The sequence below is a fragment of the Teredinibacter turnerae T7901 genome (assembly GCF_000023025.1).
GTDB classification, from domain to species: Bacteria; Pseudomonadota; Gammaproteobacteria; order Pseudomonadales; family Cellvibrionaceae; genus Teredinibacter; species Teredinibacter turnerae_B.
This window is the reverse complement of sequence record NC_012997.1, coordinates 3,312,267-3,331,234: the sequence shown is the minus strand read 5'-3', so window position 1 is coordinate 3,331,234 and position 18,968 is coordinate 3,312,267. Positions and strand designations below refer to the sequence as shown.

General features: G+C 52.8%; 15 protein-coding genes. 11 read left to right on the top strand and 4 right to left on the bottom strand.

The genetic code is table 11. The annotated features are described in order from the left end of the window. Window positions 1-125 precede the first annotated feature (125 nt). Both apbC and dcd read left to right on the top strand, forming a co-directional pair. Window positions 126-1,220 (top strand): iron-sulfur cluster carrier protein ApbC, encoded by a 1,095-nt coding sequence (apbC, locus tag TERTU_RS13120; protein WP_015817047.1) that lies wholly within the window; start codon window positions 126-128, stop codon window positions 1,218-1,220. Between the two features lie 21 nt (window positions 1,221-1,241). Continuing rightward, window positions 1,242-1,811, top strand: a complete 570-nt coding sequence (dcd, locus tag TERTU_RS13115; protein ID WP_015817641.1) for a dCTP deaminase — start codon at window positions 1,242-1,244, stop codon at window positions 1,809-1,811. Between the two features lie 305 nt (window positions 1,812-2,116). Here the strand turns inward: dcd and can are convergent, their stop codons facing one another. Next, window positions 2,117-2,752 (bottom strand): carbonate dehydratase, encoded by a 636-nt coding sequence (can, locus tag TERTU_RS13110; protein ID WP_015817027.1) that lies wholly within the window; start codon window positions 2,750-2,752, stop codon window positions 2,117-2,119. A 57-nt stretch (window positions 2,753-2,809) separates the two neighbouring features. Here can and sbcB point away from each other — a divergent pair, with 57 nt between their 5' ends. The 3 genes from sbcB (at window position 2,810) to TERTU_RS13095 (ending at window position 6,249) form a co-directional block, all read left to right on the top strand. Further along, window positions 2,810-4,246, top strand: a complete 1,437-nt coding sequence (gene sbcB, locus TERTU_RS13105; protein ID WP_015819524.1) for an exodeoxyribonuclease I — start codon at window positions 2,810-2,812, stop codon at window positions 4,244-4,246. Between the two features lie 175 nt (window positions 4,247-4,421). Next, window positions 4,422-5,447 (top strand): aspartate carbamoyltransferase, encoded by a 1,026-nt coding sequence (locus TERTU_RS13100; RefSeq protein WP_015817862.1) that lies wholly within the window; start codon window positions 4,422-4,424, stop codon window positions 5,445-5,447. A gap of 355 nt (window positions 5,448-5,802) precedes the next feature. Continuing rightward, window positions 5,803-6,249, top strand: a complete 447-nt coding sequence (locus TERTU_RS13095) for an EF-hand domain-containing protein (protein WP_018015307.1) — start codon at window positions 5,803-5,805, stop codon at window positions 6,247-6,249. A 72-nt stretch (window positions 6,250-6,321) separates the two neighbouring features. On the opposite strand, the gene TERTU_RS13090 is transcribed toward TERTU_RS13095, so the two are convergent. Beyond that, window positions 6,322-7,608, bottom strand: a complete 1,287-nt coding sequence (locus TERTU_RS13090; protein WP_015817678.1) for a diguanylate cyclase domain-containing protein — start codon at window positions 7,606-7,608, stop codon at window positions 6,322-6,324. 230 nt (window positions 7,609-7,838) lie between these two features. Here TERTU_RS13090 and TERTU_RS13080 point away from each other — a divergent pair, with 230 nt between their 5' ends. Genes TERTU_RS13080 through TERTU_RS13070 form a run of 3 tightly spaced genes read left to right on the top strand, consistent with a single transcriptional unit; the run spans window position 7,839 to window position 11,454 of the window. Beyond that, window positions 7,839-8,990, top strand: a complete 1,152-nt coding sequence (locus TERTU_RS13080) for a 1-acyl-sn-glycerol-3-phosphate acyltransferase (RefSeq protein ID WP_015820086.1) — start codon at window positions 7,839-7,841, stop codon at window positions 8,988-8,990. Further along, complete coding sequence (gene dinG / locus TERTU_RS13075; protein WP_015820673.1) at window positions 8,990-11,104, top strand: ATP-dependent DNA helicase DinG; 2,115 nt, start codon at window positions 8,990-8,992, stop codon at window positions 11,102-11,104. Before TERTU_RS13080 ends, dinG begins: the two co-directional genes overlap by 1 nt. A gap of 23 nt (window positions 11,105-11,127) precedes the next feature. After that, on the top strand, window positions 11,128-11,454 hold the full coding sequence (locus tag TERTU_RS13070) for a YqcC family protein (protein WP_018015311.1): 327 nt from the start codon (window positions 11,128-11,130) through the stop codon (window positions 11,452-11,454). A gap of 26 nt (window positions 11,455-11,480) precedes the next feature. Here the strand turns inward: TERTU_RS13070 and argS are convergent, their stop codons facing one another. After that, on the bottom strand, window positions 11,481-13,217 hold the full coding sequence (argS, locus tag TERTU_RS13065) for an arginine--tRNA ligase (protein WP_015820644.1): 1,737 nt from the start codon (window positions 13,215-13,217) through the stop codon (window positions 11,481-11,483). A 232-nt stretch (window positions 13,218-13,449) separates the two neighbouring features. Here argS and TERTU_RS13060 point away from each other — a divergent pair, with 232 nt between their 5' ends. From TERTU_RS13060 to purU, 3 genes are all read left to right on the top strand, one after another. Further along, a complete protein-coding gene (locus TERTU_RS13060; protein WP_015818864.1) occupies window positions 13,450-14,229 on the top strand; it encodes an enoyl-CoA hydratase in 780 nt (259 codons plus the stop codon). 23 nt (window positions 14,230-14,252) lie between these two features. After that, a complete protein-coding gene (locus TERTU_RS13055) occupies window positions 14,253-15,074 on the top strand; it encodes an SDR family oxidoreductase (RefSeq protein ID WP_015819428.1) in 822 nt (273 codons plus the stop codon). 109 nt (window positions 15,075-15,183) lie between these two features. After that, the gene (gene purU, locus TERTU_RS13050; protein ID WP_015817146.1) at window positions 15,184-16,050 is read left to right on the top strand and encodes a formyltetrahydrofolate deformylase; all 867 of its coding nucleotides are present in this window, start codon (window positions 15,184-15,186) and stop codon (window positions 16,048-16,050) included. 220 nt (window positions 16,051-16,270) lie between these two features. On the opposite strand, the gene pepN is transcribed toward purU, so the two are convergent. Beyond that, the gene (pepN, locus tag TERTU_RS13045) at window positions 16,271-18,958 is read right to left on the bottom strand and encodes an aminopeptidase N (RefSeq protein ID WP_015817349.1); all 2,688 of its coding nucleotides are present in this window, start codon (window positions 18,956-18,958) and stop codon (window positions 16,271-16,273) included. Between the last annotated feature and the right edge of the window lie 10 nt (window positions 18,959-18,968).

Here is an 18,968-nt window from a genome sequence, read left to right as displayed (position 1 = left end):
CTTTATTTTGCCCATGCGTGGGGCGAGTTTAACGACCCTCTGCGGCATTTAAAATTGCACACCCGAAGGCAGAGTGCTAATTTGCGCGGCTGCCGTCGGCGAGGCTACTGATACAGGATTCCAGAATGGGGACTATTATGACCAGCGACAAGCTGCAATCGATCTACAGTGAACTAGCCGAAACGTCCGTGCCAGATTTGGCGGGTGTGACTCTGGCGGATATTGTTCAGCTTCAGGAGACAAGCGCTGGCTTACAAGCGCTGCTGCGGTTGGGTGTTTACAATCCGGCATTGTGTGCAAACCTTGAACAGTGTCTCGCTGATATCGGCGCCCGCCATGAGGCCGAAGTCACTACAGCGTGGGTGGTCGATGTACCCGGCTCATCAAGGGCAACGGCGACTGCCAGCCTTGCAAACGTTAAGAACATTGTTGCAGTGGCATCGGGTAAGGGCGGCGTGGGGAAATCGACTACCTCGGTGAACCTGGCGCTGGCGCTAGCTGCAGATGGTGCGAAAGTTGGTTTACTCGATGCGGATATTTACGGCCCGAGCCAGCCGCACATGCTGGGTGTTGGCGATCAACGGCCGCAGATGCACGCGGCCAACGTGATGGCCCCCATTGAAGCGCATGGCATTAAGCTATTGTCTATGGGTAACCTGGTAACCGAAAAAACGCCGATGGTGTGGCGCGGCCCTATGGCCAGCGGTGCATTGCAGCAACTGCTAAACAATACCCATTGGGGGGAGCTCGACTATCTGGTGGTGGATATGCCGCCAGGTACCGGGGATATTCAATTGACGCTTTCGCAATCGGTACCACTGGCGGGTGCTGTGGTGGTAACAACCCCACAGGATATCGCTTTGCTGGATGCCAAAAAGGGCATAGAAATGTTCACCAAGGTGGATGTGCCGGTATTGGGTGTTGTTGAGAATATGTCGACCCATACCTGTTCTAACTGCGGCCACACGGAAGCGATTTTTGGTGAGCATGGTGGCGATCAACTGGCAGCGGAGTATGGTGTTGGTTTGTTGGGACGATTGCCACTGGCAATGAGCATCCGCGCGCAAACAGACAGTGGTCAGCCGCCAGTGGCCGCGGAGCCCGAGTCTGCCGTGGCGGCTGAGTATTTTTCCATTGCTCGTAAAGTTGCGTTGTCACTTTGGCAACTGGCAGCAAATGCCAGTAACGCGGGCCCAATGATTTCGATTACTGACGATTAGATAATATTAGAGAGACGTAGAATGAGCATTAAATCTGACAAGTGGATTCGCAGAATGGCCGAGCAGGAAGGCATGATCGAACCCTTCGAACCTGGCCAGATCCGCTACGATAGCAACAACCAAAAGCTGGTGTCTTATGGAACCTCCAGCTATGGCTACGATGTGCGTTGTGCACGTGAGTTCAAGATTTTTACCAATGTTCACTCTGCGGTGGTCGACCCCAAGAACTTTGACGAGCACAGTTTTGTGGATATCAGCAGTGATGTGTGCATCATCCCGCCCAACTCTTTTGCGCTGGCTCGCACCGTTGAATATTTTCGTATCCCCCGTTCAGTGCTGACGGTTTGTTTGGGTAAATCGACCTATGCGCGTTGCGGCATCATCGTAAATGTCACTCCACTGGAACCCGAGTGGGAAGGTCACGTGACACTGGAGTTTTCCAATACAACACCGTTGCCTGCGAAAATCTATGCGAATGAAGGTATCGCGCAGATGCTGTTTTTCGAAAGTGACGAAATCTGCGATACATCCTATCGCGATCGCGGTGGAAAATACCAAGGCCAAACCGGCGTAACTTTGCCAAAAACCTGATAGGTTTGTTTCTATTAACCTGACGATTGAAAAGATAATCCTATTTATTTAATCGCACACCCTTGAAACACTGGCAAAATGTGTGAATTTTCCAAAATTTCAAGGGTTTACATTGCCCGTCGGGCAATGGTGGTGGTGCCATGCTCCGCCTATTAACTTCGCAATTTTCATTGCCAGGTTAATAATTACAGGATAGTTTTCGACGATTTATTCGCCGTTAAATGACAGGGGCCAAGCCGAGATAAACGATCGACTTGGCCTGTGTACGATTGGGCTGCGCCTAATAAATAGAGGACGGAATAAATTTAGGCTTCGGTTACCCGATAATGGTCAGGAACATCTTCCAGTGAATCGACCACCGAGGTGATATTGCGTAGCAAGCCATCCTGAATACTGTATATCCACCCGTGGACGGCGAGTGACTGGCCGCTGGCCCAGGCGTTCTGCACCACGGGTATATGGCAAACATTGGCAACCTGCTGTTTTACGTTGATTTCACATAAGCGATCCACGCGCTCTTTGTCGTCGGTAATACCATCCAGTTTTTTGCGATTGTTGTAGTACACGTCGCGAATGTTCCTTACCCAGTGGTCGGCGAGACCGTATTGCTGATTTTGCAATGCAGCCTGCACGCCGCCACAGCCATAGTGGCCACAAACGATAATATGTTTTATTTTTAAAATTTCGATCGCGTAGTGGATAACAGATAAACAATTTAAATCGGTGTGCACCACGCAGTTGGCAATATTGCGGTGAACAAACAGTTCACCTGGTAACAGTCCAACAATTTCATTAGCTGGAACCCGGCTATCTGCGCAACCTATCCACAGGTATTCCGGGCTTTGTTGTTTGGCGAGTTTTTCAAAAAATTCTGGATCTTCCGCTTTTATGGCCTCAGCCCAGGCGCGGTTATTCTGGAAAAGCGTATCGAGTTGTTCCATAGTGAGCCCCAGTATAAATCGAATCTGACGCACCCATAATATGAGTAAAACAATCTGATGAGAACCTTTTATTGGCATGATTACGAGACCTGGGGCGCGAACCCAGCGGTTGATCGACCAAGCCAGTTTGCAGGTGTGCGCACTGATGAAAATCTGAACATCATTAGTGACCCGCTGGTGATTTATTGTCAGCCGCCAGAAGATATCTGGCCGCAACCGCAGGCGGTAATGGTAACCGGTATTTCTCCCCAAATCGCGCGGGACAAAGGGTTGCCGGAGCACGAATTTATTGCGCGTATTCACCGGGAGATGGCTGAGCCTCAAACCTGTACGGTGGGCTACAACAGTCTCCGCTTCGACGATGAAGTTACCCGCTACGCATTATTCCGCAATTATTTTGATCCTTACGAACGCGAGTGGCGTAACGGCAATTCCCGCTGGGATATTATCGACATGGTGCGCCTGACCTACGCTTTGCGGCCAGAGGGGATTGAGTGGCCTCTGGTTGAGGGTCGCCCGTCGTTTAAGCTTGAGAACCTGACACAAGCAAATGGCATTGCGCACCAGGCGGCGCACGACGCATTTTCCGATGTGGAAGCGACTATTGCGCTTGCAAAGCTGATCAAGGAAAAGCAGCCGCAGCTATACCAATATGTTCGCGATTACAGTGGTAAGCGCAAGCTGGCGGAGCTGATTGATGTTCAAAGCCGCAAACCCCTTTTGCATGTATCATCCCGGTTTTCTGCCGAGCACGGATGCAGTGCACTGGTAGCGCCTTTGGCGATGCACCCCGTGAACAAAAACGCAGTGATCGTATTTGATTTGTCGGTGGACCCGCAGCCTTTGATTGATGCCTCTGCCGAGGAAGTGTTGCAGCGTTTGTACGTCGCGGCAGATGATTTACCCGAGGGCGTGGAACGCATACCGCTCAAACTGGTTCATCTGAATAAGTGCCCTATATTGGCGACGCCCAAACTACTCGATGAAACAGCAGCAACCCGGTTGAAAATTGATAAATCTCTATCTGAGCAACACTGGCAAAAACTCCAGTGTGCCGATCTAAAATCCAAACTTACGGCGGTGTTCTCGCAAAATGATTTTCCACCGCGCCAGGACCCGGAGCAACAGTTGTACAACGGGTTTATTGGCGATGCGGACAAGCGAACTTCAGTGCAATTGCGGACCGCGACCGCAGCGCAGATACAGCAACACAATTTTGTATTCGAGGATGCGCGCCTGAGTGCGATGGTGTTGCGCTACAAAGCGCGCAACTTTCCCGAAACCCTGAGCGACGAGGAGGCTGCGGAGTGGTCTGAGCATGTTCGCCTGCGGTTGATGGACGGCGGCGACGGGTGCCTTTCCTACGCGGAATTTCAGAGTACGGTGGCAAACCTGCGCTGCGAACACGAGGGTTCCCCCGGCAAGCTGGCGCTGCTGGACGCGCTTGAAGACTACGCCGCCGAACAACTAAACGCCCTCGGTTTACGCGCTTAAGGGTGCGCTGAGGTAGAGGGGTAAAACCCTAAGCATAGATGGTTTTTTTGCTTGTTTGAGCCTGCGTAAAATTCTGTCGACTATTTCATGATTACGCTTTTGTGAAACCTCTGCGGGCAGTAGAATAGCGCGCGTTTGTCACCGCCCCTTCCATTCTCTAGCAGAGGTAATCAACGTGCAATTTCCTGGAGCTCACATTTTATCTGTCGAGCAGTTTGACCGTGCCGACATCGAACGTATTTTTGCGGTAGCGGATAGCATGGAACCTTACGCGTTGCGCAGGCGCGTTACCCGCGTATTGGAAGGCGCGATTTTAGGCAATATGTTTTTTGAACCAAGCACGCGGACCCGAGTAAGTTTTGGATGTGCGTTTAATTTGTTGGGTGGGGAAGTTCGTGAAACCACGGGTTTCAAAAGCTCAGCCATTGCCAAGGGCGAGTCGCTGTACGATACCGCGCGAGTGCTCTCAGGCTACAGTGATGTTATCTGCATGCGCCACCCGGAAGAAGGCTCAGTGGCGGAGTTTGCTTCCGCTAGCCGGGTTCCGGTGGTTAACGGTGGTGATGGTGCGAACGAGCACCCGAGCCAGGCGCTGCTGGATCTTTACACCATTCAGAAAGAGGTGCGGGCGAAAGGCGGGAGCATGGACAGCCTGCGCATTGCAATGATAGGCGACTTAAAATACGGCCGTACCGTACACTCACTCAGTAAGTTGTTGGCACTCTACGATCGAGTGGAAGTCGCTCTGGTATCGCCGCAGGAATTAGCGATGCCGGAAAAATATGTCGAAACCCTGCGCGCCGCCGGCCATAAAGTCACCGTGTCTTCCGAGTTGAGTCAAAGTATCTCCAGCGTCGACATTGTGTACTCCACCCGTATTCAAGAAGAGCGCTTTGCATCCAAAGCTGAGGCCGATCTTTACCGCGGCCGTTTCCGTCTGAACCAGGCGATTTACACCCAGTTCTGTCAGCCCAATACCGTCATTATGCACCCCTTGCCGCGAGATTCGCGGGCAGATGCTAACGAGCTCGATACCGATCTCAATCAGAATCCCAATCTGGCAATTTTCCGCCAGACAGATAACGGAATTCTGGTGCGTATGGCCCTGTTTGCCATGATCCTCGATGTGGTCGATCAGGTAGATAAGCACGCCAGAGACGTGAATTGGTATCACAATCGCGATTTGAATGAATTGGGTTGATTCTAAAGTATTAGGTTGTGAGTTGGGCGAGCTGCTGTGTTCGCCCTAATCATTTTTTGTTGTCGTGAATTTTCACCGCTTATCCCTCTCTTTCACCTTAAAATCACCTTTTTATAAGTTCTCCTTTCTTTTCGGCTAAATAATAGACATAATCGGACTATGTTTTAAGCAAAAAGTGTGAAGTGTGACACCTGCTTGTCACGCCAAGCTCACTAAACTGTTCGTAAATGTAATACGCCGGTCTCGCGCAGGTTGTTAACGCTGAAAGACCCTTAAATATCAAGAACTTGAGGTGAAAGTCATGATAGCCCTTCCAATCCGCCCGCTGTTGGCGACAGTCCTATGCTGTGGGTTCATGCTTTCAGGGAAGACAATTGCGGCGCCAGGACCGGTGGCAGACGATCAATGGTTATTGGCCAAGTATGATGAAAACGGCGATAACATTATTACGGTGGATGAAATATCCGAAAAACGTAAACAGATATTTGAGCGCATGGACGGTGATGGTACCGGCGATGTGTCTTTTGGCGAGTATCGCCAACTCGATCAGGCTAAACGCGAGATGCTGCTGAAAGCGCGATTCAACAAGCTCGACCTCGATCAGGACGGCGTATTGTCTGGTGAAGAATATGTCTCCTACCTGGGGAGCTTCGAACGCTTCGACCAGAATGGTGATGGCAGTATTACCAGCGAGGAAATTGCGTCCCCCGGTTCCGGAGATCGGAGCGGCTGGCTCAGTAAAAAAGTCAAAGAGGATGTCAGTTGTCTGCTGTGGTTTTGCGTGAGAGCCACGCCTAACTAGATCACTCTCGCACTAGCCCTGAGTATGAATATCAAATAAAAATCGCTAAAAGCCCTCAGCCTGAGGGCTTTTTTAGTTCTTCAGTGCTTTGCGCACATGGGCAATGAGTTTGTGCGTGTCCAGCGGCTTTTGAAAACACGCGCTGGCTTTAACCTGGCGGGCAAACTCTATCAGCTCCGACGTCTCAGACGATGACGACAGGAGTACAACCGGGATATGGGATGTATCTGGGTCCGCTTTAAGCTTGCGACAAATCTCAAAGCCGTTCACCCCTGGCAGGTAAACTTCCAACAAAATAATATCCGGGTACCTGTCGCGAGCAAAACGCAGGCATTCCGTCGCGTTGCGCGTAGTGATCAATGCACAGTGTCCCTCCAGCGCTTGATGGATCGTGTGGAGGCTCTGTTCGTCGTCGTCCACCACCAGGACCGTAGCTTCCGGCGAATGCAGAGTGACAGTAGCACGGTTGCGGCCATCGTTTTTGGCTTCGTAAAGTGCCCGGTCGGCCTGACTGATGAGGCGATTCAAGTCAATTGCAGTGGTGAAATTTGTCGTGGTTGAGCCGAGACTCACGGTGACCCGGTCCGACATTTTTGAGCCGCGGTGTTTAATGTGCATCTCTTCCACGGTTTCGCGGATAAGTTCAGTGAGATGCTGGGCGCCTTCAATAGGGGTGTTCGGCAGCAAGGCAATAAACTCTTCCCCGCCGTAGCGCGCGACAATATCGTTGGGCCGATTAAGGCAGCGGTGCAGGGCATTCGCAACCATACGAATACAGCGGTCGCCAGCCTGGTGCCCGTACTCATCGTTGTAAAGTTTAAAGTAGTCGATGTCCATCAGAATAACGGTCACCGGCTGCTGACTGCGGGTGGCGTGACGCCACACTTCGGTGGATTTTTCCTCAAAGGTGCGGCGGTTGAATAAACCGGTAAGGCTGTCACGCTGACTCAATTGCACCAGCTCTTCGTTCAGCCGGTTTAATTCGTTGCGCATGTTGAGGATGCGCTCCATCGCGCGGATTTTTGCGCTTAAAATAACCTGGTTTACCGGTTTGACCAGGTAATCGTCTCCCCCCACGTCGATACCTTCACGCAGGTTTGCGTCTTCAGAGAGTCCGGTGACGAAGATGATCGGCACCCAGTGTTCGCCAAGCCATTCGCGTATCAGCCGCGTGGTTTCAAAACCATCCAGCCCTGGCATTTCCACATCCATAATGATCATGTCGACGGGTGTGGTGTCGACGATCTGCAATGCTTCTTCACCGCTTTTCGCGAGAATGGGGTCGTGCCCGGCGTTGCGAATATAGGTGCTGGTAGCGTGTCGCAGGGTGGGGCTGTCTTCAACGAGCAAGATCTTCATGGGGCGGCGGATGGGCCTTTTGCAAATGTCTGTGTGGTTATCACGGGCTCAGGTGCCCAGTGTTTTCGCCGCCGTCAACGGTGCGCGGAAAGCCTGGCTCCAAAGACGACAGTGTGCCATGTCGGAGGGGCAGGAAACCGGTATAATCGCGCCTTTTGATCGTCGAACCCGTCCGGGTTTGGCTTTGTGATAAACAGTAAGTCTAGTAGTTTAGAAAGAGAGAGCCCGGTATGTCGCAGTTTGACGATATTCGCCCCTATAACGACGATGAAGTGCGTCCTATCCTTGACAAATTACTCGCGGATGGCGAATTTCTGGACACGGTCGCCCGGCTGAAATTACGCGGCGCAATCGGTGGTTTCGCGCGCCTCGCCCGGCCAATGGTCCGACGCCGTCTTGCTCGCGAAGTTTCCGGTGTGAGTAGTGTGCTGGAGTTTCAGCAGCGTGTCGAAGTGTATTTGGGCCAAATGCTTGAACGCACCACCAGCAGCCTGACCTGTTCGGGGCTGGACCAGCTCGATGCGAAGGCGCCGCACTTGTTTATTTCCAACCACCGGGATATCGCGATGGACCCGGCGCTGGTCAACTGGGTTATTTATCACAGTGGCTTCAGCACGTTGCGGATCGCTATCGGCGACAACTTGCTGACCAAGCCATTTGCATCCGACCTTATGCGCCTGAACAAGAGTTTTATCGTTCGGCGCGCGCTGACAAACCGACGCGATAAGCTGGTGGCGGCAAAAAATCTCTCCAGCTACATTCACCACAGTGTACTCAACGACCGCGAAAACGTTTGGATCGCTCAGCGCGAAGGCCGCGCCAAAGATGGGCTCGATCAGACCAATCCGGCACTTATCAATATGCTGGCGATGAGCAAAGACAAAGCGATGAGTTTTGGTGAATTTATTGAAGAAGCCCGTATCGTGCCTGTGGCGGTTTCCTACGAATACGACCCCTGCGACCAGGCTAAGGCACGAGAGCTTTACGAAAAGGCGACGCACGGCACTTACACCAAGGAGCAGCATGAAGATGTGGAGTCTATTGCGCGCGGTATCACCGGGTTTAAAGGGCACTGCCATGTCGCGTTTGGCACGCCACTGAGTGCGTCCTATGAGGACGCAGACCAGGTTGCAGAGGAGATCGACCGTCAAATCGAAGCCAACTATGTACTCCATCCCAGTAACTGTCTGGCGTTTGAAATGCTCGAGAAGCGCACGCCTAAAGTACGTGTGGGGGAGCAACAGCAAGCGTTCGATGGCATTGACTGGAACGCCGAGCGCAGCGAATTTCGCTCGCGCCTTGAAACCTGCAGCGAAAAATACAAAACAACCTTGTTAACGGCCTATGCCAATCCTGTATATAAACGCCTGGGTCTGAAGTAGTGCTGCAAGACGAGATAAAGCGCGAAATTCAACAGGCTTACAGCCGCTTCCTGGAGTCCAAACAGCTCAAGCCTCGCTATGGCCAGAAATTGATGATTGCCGAAATTGCACGCACCCTCGGCAACATTGAGCTGGACGGGGAGGGCGGTCGAGAAAGCGACAATCACGTATGTGTTATTGAAGCGGGTACGGGTACGGGTAAAACGGTGTCCTACTTTTTAGCGGCGTTGCCGATCGCAAAACTGCTGGACAAAAAGCTGGTCGTTGCAACGGCAACCGTAGCGCTCCAGGAGCAGGTTGTCTACAAAGATTTGCCCGAAATACTCCGCCACAGCCAGCTCGAATTCCAGTACCGGCTTGCCAAAGGTCGGGGTCGCTATTTGTGCCTGGCCAAGCTGGACCGGCTGTTGAGTGCCGAAGACGAGATTCAGTTTATTCCTCTCTATGAAGAGGAATCTCAAATGAGCGACAGCGAAGGTAAGCTCTACCAGCAAATGATGCAGGAGCTATCGACCGGTACCTGGGATGGTGATCGCGACAACTGGCAGGAAGAAATTGAACCGTCCACCTGGCAACGTGTGACGACAGATCACCGTCAATGCAGTGGGCGCAAATGCAGTTTCGTGCGCAACTGCAGCTTTTTTCGTGCCCGCGACGAGTTGGATGACGCGGACTGCATTGTTGCTAACCACGACCTGGTACTGGCGGATCTCGCGCTCGGTGGCGGTGCGATTCTGCCGCCGCCAGAGGATACCATTTATATTTTCGACGAAGGTCATCACCTGCCAGACAAGGCCATCAATCATTTCGCGGCCCATACCCGCTACCGCAGTACCATTCGCTGGCTAGGGCAGAGCGAAGGCCAGTGGCCAGGCCTGGTTTCGCCGTTGGCCGAAGCAACTTACTTTTGTAATCTGGCCGACCCTCTCGAATCCACGTTGCGTTCGGTGCGCCACATTATGGAGGGGAACCTCCATTTATTGCAGGCGCTAACTGCGGATATTGACCGCGAGCAATTCAGTCCGCGGTTGCGCTTTCCGCAAGGGGTTGTGCCGCGAGAGCTGGAAGCGGTGGCATGTGATCTGGTTGAAGGTTTCGCTGAGCTCGTACAGATTCTGCAGAAACTGAACAAAGAAATGGATGCGCTACTCGAGGATGACCACCCGTTGGTGCCGAAGGTTGATCTGGAAAACCTCTACCCCCTGTTGGGAACCTGGCTCAGCCGTGCCGAAGCTAACCATGAGTTGTGGGAGAGCTATGCGGATACCGAGCCCAACGAAAAATTTCCTTATGCGCGCTGGATTACGCTGCTTGAATTCAACGAAATTGTGGATTTTGAGATTGTTTCCAGCCCTATCCTCGCCTCGCGTGCATTAGAGCAGAGCTTGTGGTCTCGTTGCTTTGGTGCGGTAGTCACGTCGGCGACGCTTACCGCGCTGAACTCCTTTGACCGCTTCAAATATCGCGCTGGTACCTACGATTCCGCTAATTATGCGGTGGTTCCCAGTCCGTTTGATTACGCCAACCGCGCGCAACTGGTGGTGCCGGAAAAAGCGCTGGAGGCGAACGATCCCGCACATACCGAAAACGTAGCGGAAATGCTGGTGGATATCGTCGATAAAAACGCAGGAACGCTGGTTTTATTCTCGTCCCGTAAGCAGATGCTCGACACCAACGATTTAATTCCGCGTGAATTACGCAAACTGGTACTCATGCAGGGCATCGAAAGTAAGCAGGCTTTGGTGCGAAAGCACAAGAAGCGTATTGATGAAGGGGAGGGCAGCGTGTTGTTCGGGCTGGCCAGCTTTGCCGAGGGGGTGGACTTGCCGGGCAACTATTGCACCCATGTAATTATCGCCAAAATTCCTTTTGCCGTGCCTGATGACCCTATTGAAGCTTCGCTGGCGGAATGGGTGGAAGCAAAAGGTGGCAATGCGTTTATGCAAATCACCGTGCCCGATGCCGCTATAAAACTGGTTCAGGCGTGTGGTCGACTGTTGCGTACCGAAAGCGACACCGGCAAGGTGAGTATTCTTGATCGCCGGCTGCTCACCAAGCGATACGGCAAGGCGCTGCTCAATTCACTGCCGCCCTTCGGCGGTGGCTTGAGGTAATTCACTTTTGCAGATAAATATTTATGACAGACAAAAATACTCAGATTGCATCCCTATTAATGGACATAGAATACGAGCTGCGAACTCTTGGCGTATGGTCGTCTAAACCACCGACACCTGAGCAGTTGGCGAGTACGCAGCCATTTTGCATTGACACCATGACATTCGTTGAGTGGACGCAATTTGTGTTCATTCCCAAGATGCTCTTCATAGTGAACAACGGCGCACCTCTGCCAGACAAGTGCGGTGTTGCGCCTATGGCTGAAGAATACTTTCGCGGTCAGCAGCGGGACATCGCTGGGTTGTTGGGTAGCTTGAACAAATTGGATGAAGTACTCAGCGCCACTTGATCGAGCGCTGAGTATTATCGCTCTGGCTACATCCGTTCCATAACCTCAATGCCAAGAAGGTCCAGCCCGAGAGCAAGTGTTTTGGCAACGGAGGCACTTAACACCAAGCGACTGTTACGGGTATCTTCCGGCACGTCTGATTTGAGTATCGGGCAGGCTTCGTAGAAGGTCATAAACAGGCTGGACAAATCGTATAAGTAGTTACACAAAACATGTGGCAGCGCTTCGCTGGCAACCTGCTCCACGACCTCTGCGAATTGCAGTGTTTTAAGTGCCAGCGCTTTTTCCTGGGCTTCGTAAATATTCAAGTCCGCCGCAAAACTCTCCAGATCCAGGTCGGCCTTGCGGAAAATACTCTTGATTCGGGTATAGGCGTACTGCAGGTAAGGCCCGGTATTGCCTTCGAAGCTGAGCATCGCGTCCCAATTGAATACATAGTCATTGGTACGTGTTTTAGATAAATCGGCATATTTTATCGCGCCAATGCCCACCTTACGTGCAATATCCGCCGCTTCCTGTGCGTCCAGCTCGCTATTGGCGGCGACCACCTGGCTGGCGCGTTCGACCGCTTCTTCCAACAATTCTGCCAGCTTAACTGTACCGCCGCTGCGGGTTTTAAATGGTTTGCCATCTGCCCCCATCATGGTGCCAAACGGATGATGCTCCAGGCTGACCCATTCGTTGACGAAATTCGCCTTGCGAGCCACGGTAAACACCTGCTGCATGTGCAGGGACTGTCGCGCATCAATAAAATACAGAATACGGTCGGCCGCCAGCTCGCCTGTGCGGTAGCGCAACGCTGCGAGGTCGGTGGTGGAATACAAATACCCGCCGTCTTTTTTCTGCACGATAACCGGGCTAGGGTCGCCGTTTTTGTCGGCCAGTTCCTGCAAAAACACCACTTGTGCGCCGTCATCTTCCACTGCCAGGCCCTGGGCTTTCAATTCACTGACGACCGCTGCAAGGTCGTCGTTATAGGCACTTTCACCACGCACATCTTGTGGGCCCAGAGTGACATTCAGCAGGCTGTATATTTCTTCGCTGTGCTTGAGTGAAACCCGTTTAAAGGATTCCCACAAATTCAAAATATGCTGATCGCCAGATTGCAGGCGTACCACATAGTCGCGCGCTTTGGTGGCAAAGGCTGCGTCGGTATCGAAGTGTGCTTTGGCTTTTTGGTAGAAGCTTTCCAGGTCTTTAAGTGCGAAATCTGGTTTGTCGCCATCGCTGAGTTGCGTTTCCAGCTCGGCAATCAGCATCCCGAACTGGGTTCCCCAATCGCCGACGTGATTCTGGCGAATAACCTTATCGCCATTAAACTCCAAGATACGCGCCAGACAATCACCAATGATGGTGGAACGCAGATGGCCTACATGCATCTCTTTGGCGAGGTTGGGTGAGGAGTAGTCGACCACGACAGTCTGTGCTTCTTGCTCGGTTTGCGCCGCGAGGTTAGCGGTACTGGATGACTCCGCCAGTTGGCGCGCTAACCAGGCGTTTTCGAGATGGATATTGATAAATCCCGGGCCAGCGATTTCGACCTTTTCGGCGACACCGGAAAGATCCAGGCTATCGACAATCGATTGCGCCAGTTCTCGTGGATTGGTTTTCATCGCTTTCGCGGCAGCCATGGCCCCATTTGCCTGATAGTCGCCGAAGCCCGGCTTTTTGCTGATGGCCAGGTGAGGGCTGTAGTCGTTGGGTATGCCGACGTCTGACATGGCACTACGGACGCGATCAGCAAGGAACTTGCGAATATTCATAAGCTTGGTCTGGGTTCTTATCACGGAAGCGCGATTGTAACGGGCGTCACATCAGATGCAAGTTAGAGCGCCCGAAAAGCGTGGAAAACTCCTGAAGGGTCAATATATCCCGCTAAACTGAGGTAATATTCTTTGCGCCAGCCCCCCATGCAGGGGAGACCTTATGGGGAGTTCATGGCGAGATCATTATATCCAGGCTGAACGGAGACATTAATGGCTGCACGGAGAAACCATGACTGACTACATCGAGGCTTCATTCCTCAAAAATCACGTTTGCGAAGTGGTGATTAATCGGCCAGCGAAAAAGAACGCCATCAATCTTGCGATGTACGAAGCACTGCTGGAGGCACTCAAACAGGCGGAAGCCGACAACGATATTCGCGTGTTGCTACTCTACGGAGCTGAAGGTAATTTCACCGCGGGTAATGATCTGGCCGATCTCGCCAGTTTTGCCGCAGACCCGGGGAGTATCCTTTCCCCAAATAATCCGGTTGTCAGGTTCATGCGCGCCCTGGATCGCTTTCCGAAGCCCGTTGTGGCGGCGGTTGAAGGCGTGGCGGTGGGAATCGGGGTGACGCTGTTACTCCACTGCGATCTTGTTTACGCAGCAAACTCAGCGCGACTTTCTATGCCGTTTATCGATCTTGGGCTGTGCCCGGAATATGCGTCCTCTGTGCTGATTCCGCGTCTGGCGGGCTACCCGAAGGCGGCGGAATGGATGATGCTCGGTGACGCATTTGGTGGTGCGGAGGCGCAGTCGGCGGGGCTCGTCAACCGGGTGTGCAATGATGCGCTTGCCACCGCGCGACAGCAATGCGAACGCCTGGCACAGAAGCCACCAGCGGCGTTACGTGCAACCAAACGTCTGCTGCGCCAGTCTCATGGCGAGCTGGACGGCCCCATGCAGCGGGAGCTCACCGAATTTGGCGCAGCGCTCAAGGGGCCAGAGTTTGGCGAAGCACTTAAAGCTTTCTTTGAAAAGCGACCACCAGATTTCTCCGAGTTCAGCTAATCGTTCAATCTAAGGAAATTATAATGACGAATATGATGGATTTTAGCGGTAAAACCGTAGTGGTTGTGGGGGGCACCAGTGGGATAAACCTGGGGATAGCCCGCAGTTTTGCCGCCGCTGGCGCGCGTGTCGCGGTTGCCAGTCGCGATCAGCAAAAGGTCGATAATGCCGTCGCTGAATTGACCACGCTCGGTGTGGCTATGGGATTTGCGGCGGATGTCCGCGACGAAGCTGCCGTTGCCGAGGGTTTTCGTCAGGTCGCGGACAGCTGGGGTAGCTTCGATGTCCTGGTGAGCGGCGCTGCAGGCAACTTTCCCGCGCTCGCGAATGGCATGTCCGCGAACGGATTCAAATCGGTGGTGGAAATCGATTTGTTGGGTACTTTTCATGTGACCAAAGCCGCCTATCCTCACCTGCGTAAACCTGGCGCGAGTGTTATCAATATTTCCGCCCCGCAAGCTTTCCTGCCAATGGTGGCTCAGTCGCATGTGTGTGCTGCCAAAGCCGGGGTCGATATGCTGACGCGAACCCTGGCGATGGAATGGGGGCCGGAGGGAATTCGGGTTAACAGCGTTGTGCCCGGACCAATTGCCGGTACTGAGGGTATGAAGCGCTTGGCGCCGACGCAAGAGCTGATTACACAGGCGACTCACTCGGTTCCTTTGAAGCGGTTAGGGACGCCTGATGATGTCGGCAATCTTTGTCTCTTTCTTAGTTCAACCATGGCCAGCTACATCTCGGGTGCCGTCGTGCCTGTTGATGGCGGTTGGTCTCTCTCTGGCGCCTCAGGGCTTAGCGCCACCCTGGGCGATTTGATTCTGCAGATGTCTGCTGGCGCGCAATGACATCCCCTGAACCCCCTGCTATGATCCGCGCTTTGTTTTACTATTCACGTGGCAATTATCGTTGTTAGAAATAGGCGGTGCATAGAAGCGTCGCCACGCAGGGGACATCATGTCGCAAAAAGTAGAAGAGCTGATTTTAAAATTCAGTTGTGATGATCAACCGGGAATCGTCGCTTCCGTTGCGAGTTTATTCTCGTTGCAGGGGTTCAATATTCGCGAGTCCTCGCAGTTTGAGGACGTGACCACCAAGCGCTTCTTTATGCGCACCTTGCTGGAGTCTGTAGAAGGCCCTAAAAGTTTGCACGATGTGGAATCCGCATTTCACTCAATTGCTGATCGCTACCGAATGGATTGGTGTTTGTGCGACGGGCGCAAAAAGGCCAAAGTCCTGATTGCGGTTTCGCAGTGGGGGCACTGTCTCAATAACCTGCTGAACAGTTGGAAGCGCGGTACCCTGCCTGTCGAGATTGTGGGTGTTGTGTCCAACCACGAAGAAATGCGCTCGCTCACTGAATGGTACAGCGTTCCTTATCATTATTTGCCCGTTACCAAAGAAACCAAACGGGAGCAGGAAGCGCAAATTCTCAAAGTGATGGGCGATGCTGGTGCCGAATTACTCGTGCTCGCGCGCTATATGCAAATTCTCTCCGATGACTTGTGCCGCGCGCTCGCTGGGCGTGCCATTAATATTCATCACTCGTTCCTGCCAGGCTTTAAAGGTGCCAAGCCCTATCACCAGGCCTATGACCGTGGGGTGAAGCTGATTGGCGCTACCGCGCATTACGTCACTGCGGAGCTGGATGAGGGGCCGATTATCGAGCAGGCAGTTGAGCGTGTTACCCATGCAAATTCACCCGAAGAATTGGTAGAGCTTGGCAGAGATACAGAGGCCGTGGTGTTGCAACGGGCGGTGCGATGGCACGCTGAAAACCGTATTTTGTTGAATGGCGGTAAAACAGTGGTGTTTACCCGATAAAAGTTGTCGCTGCTGTAAGCTCACTGAATGTGTTAAGACTTAACCTGTTAAGGCTATAGCTTTTATGGCTACAGCTTTTAAGGCGCTATGTGTTAAGACGCTAGGTGTTAAGACGATAGGTGTTAAGACGATAGGTGTTAAGGCGATAGGTTTTAAAACTAGATATTTTGAATGAAAACGGCTGCTGCGGCAGCCGTTTTTTGTCCGAGTGAATTTGCTGTTATGCCGCCGGTACAAGTGCTGTTTTAGCCACACACCGTGCATCTTCCTGATGTCGGATGCGCAACGCACGCACCACCGCGGGCGCGTACTCGGATTTGTTTTGGATAGCGTTTTCCAGAGCGTTAACCGAACTCGACCGGCAGCCCACAGGGATAAACTTCTCGGCCAGCTTGCTCAAAAATATCGCTTCACGCTGCTCAGAAATCGCGGGCAGTGCGGCGAGAATATCCGGACCCGTTTCGGCCAACATGGCCCGCTGTTTGCCCGGGTAGAGGTTCTCCCACACCGCGCGCATTTCGCTTAAGGTCACCGCCGAGTCAGGGTCCAGTAAGGCGTCTACCCAGGGCTTTTTGGCGCTTTTTGTCGGTGCAATCGCGCGAGCAAGAAGGGAAGCCTGGCGGCCTGTTTCAGATGTATCTCTTTCCAACTCGGTATCTATGAGTGCTTGATAGCCCTTGACGTCATAGCGGCTGAGTTGCTGGATCGCTTGCCAGCGTAACCACTGGACTGTCAACGCACCACGCGCCGGCGGTCTGGCCGCAATCAGGTTTTTTAGCGCGTCCAGTCGCTCGCTGGTGTGGGTGGTGACAGTAACCAGTTCAAACAGTGCACGTCGGCGGAGTGAATCTTCAGGTGCTGTATTGAATTGGCTCCATGCGACAGTTTCCAGCGCTGCCAGCGCCGCCCGGGAGGCGTCCGATGGTGGCATCGCCTCCAGATCGTTAAACGCATGAGTAGCGGGCTCCATTAAAAAGGTCAGATTGTCGACGCTGGTCTCGGCGGGAAGATTGGCGACTATAAAATTGACATAGTCGGTGAGCGGCAGGCGCAGGCTGTTGACCATGTCACCCAGAATCTGCCAGATGGCGCTGCGCATATGTTCATCGCTGAAGCCCCCGATGCCTGTTTGCATCAGGGTCGCCATGGAGATTTCGTCCAGGGCCAGTTTTACGTAACCCCATTCTTCGTAGTTAGGGTATACAAAATCCGGGCAGCCTGCGGGCTCGGCCGCCAGGTCTACCGGAGTGCTTGCACCCTCGTAAACAACTGGCAATGTTTGGCTCAGTTTTAGTGTGCCACTGGCCTGGGTGTTGAACAGCCCCAGCTGCACCTTTTGGGTACGCAGTTGCGGCCACTGTGGTGGCGCCGTTTGCAGTAGGTTGAGCGAAACGAGTTTGCCTCCTTCACACTCGAACGACGCTTCAATGGTGTTTACCCCGGGTGTGTACAGCCATTGGACGGTCCAGGTCGACATATCGAGCCCGGTTTTCTCTGCGATTGCACCGGTAAAATCGGTAAGTTGAGTATTGCTGTATTGATTTTTTGCAATGTAATACGCAATGGCTTCGCGAAACTTCTCATTACCGGCAAGGTGGCTCAGCTGTTTCAACACAGCGGCACCCTTGGCGTAGGATATTTCATCGATCAGACCGAACACCTCTCCTGGGTGGGATACTGCCATGTCGATAGGGTGTGTGGTAACGAGCTGGTCGGCGTAGTAGCCCCGATTTTTGAAACTGAGAAATGCGAGTGCCGCGTCGCCGTATTGGGGGTTGGCCTCCATCGCCTTGTTGGCCATGAGGGTGGCGAAACTCTCGTTCAGCCAGAGCCCGTTCCACCAATTCATGGTAACCACGTTGCCGAACCACATGTGTGCCATTTCATGAGCGATTACACTGGCGAGGCGAAATTTGTCTTGCGGCGATGGGTCTGCATCTGAGCCGAAGCGCTCCTCGCTGAAGGTTACCGCCCCCACGTTTTCCATCGCACCAAAATTGAAATTGGGTACGATCAGTTGGTCGTATTTCTGGAACGGATAGGGGAAGTCGTAGTAAGCGTTGAAGAAAGCAAAACTGTCGCGTGTAACCTGGAACCAGTACGTGGGGTCGATCTGGTTGGCGATTTCGCGCCGTGCAAACAAGCGCAGAGGCACCAGAGGGTAGTCATCTTCCCAAACAGCATAGGGACCCGCATGCAGGGAAAATACGTAGGTTGGCAACTTAGCCGAAGTGGGAAAGTGCCAGCGCCGGGCTTCCGGCAGGTTTTCGATTTTTGTCTCTCGGGTGGTGGTAATGACGCTCCAGTCCTTGGGCGCGGTCACCGTGAATGATGTTTCTGCTTTTAAGTTGGGCTGATCAAAAACCGGTGCAAACTTATTGGCTTCGTAAGGTTCGAATTGGGTATAGAGGTAGTAGTTGCCGCTCTCCGGGTCCTGATATTGGTTAAGCCCCGCGCCGTCGGTGACATAGGGGCGGCGGTAATCCACCACCACCGTATTGCGCCCCAGCTTAAAATTGGCCGCGGGTAAGTTGATAAACCATTTCTCGTAGGTCGACGCCAATGGAGTTCCATTCACCGTAATGGTATTGATTTCTCCCGCATAAAAATCGAGCGAGACGTCATCACCTTGTTTGATAAGGTCAAAATCGATGGTTGCAATACCATGAAACTGCTCTCGCTCGGTGAGATCTATCGCAAAATGATAGACAATGTTGTCTATTTGACGTTTGCGAAAAGCCGCGTAGTTTTCACTGAGATAGCGCTGTTGCTCGCGTATCACTGAGTCGCTGCTTGCAGTATGGTTATCATCACTGGCCGTTTCCTTGTCGCAGCCGGAAAGACCGGCACATAAAGCCAGTGCAATCGCTGCCGTTGACGCAATCGAACGAATACGCAAATTAAGCATCCTTGGAGAC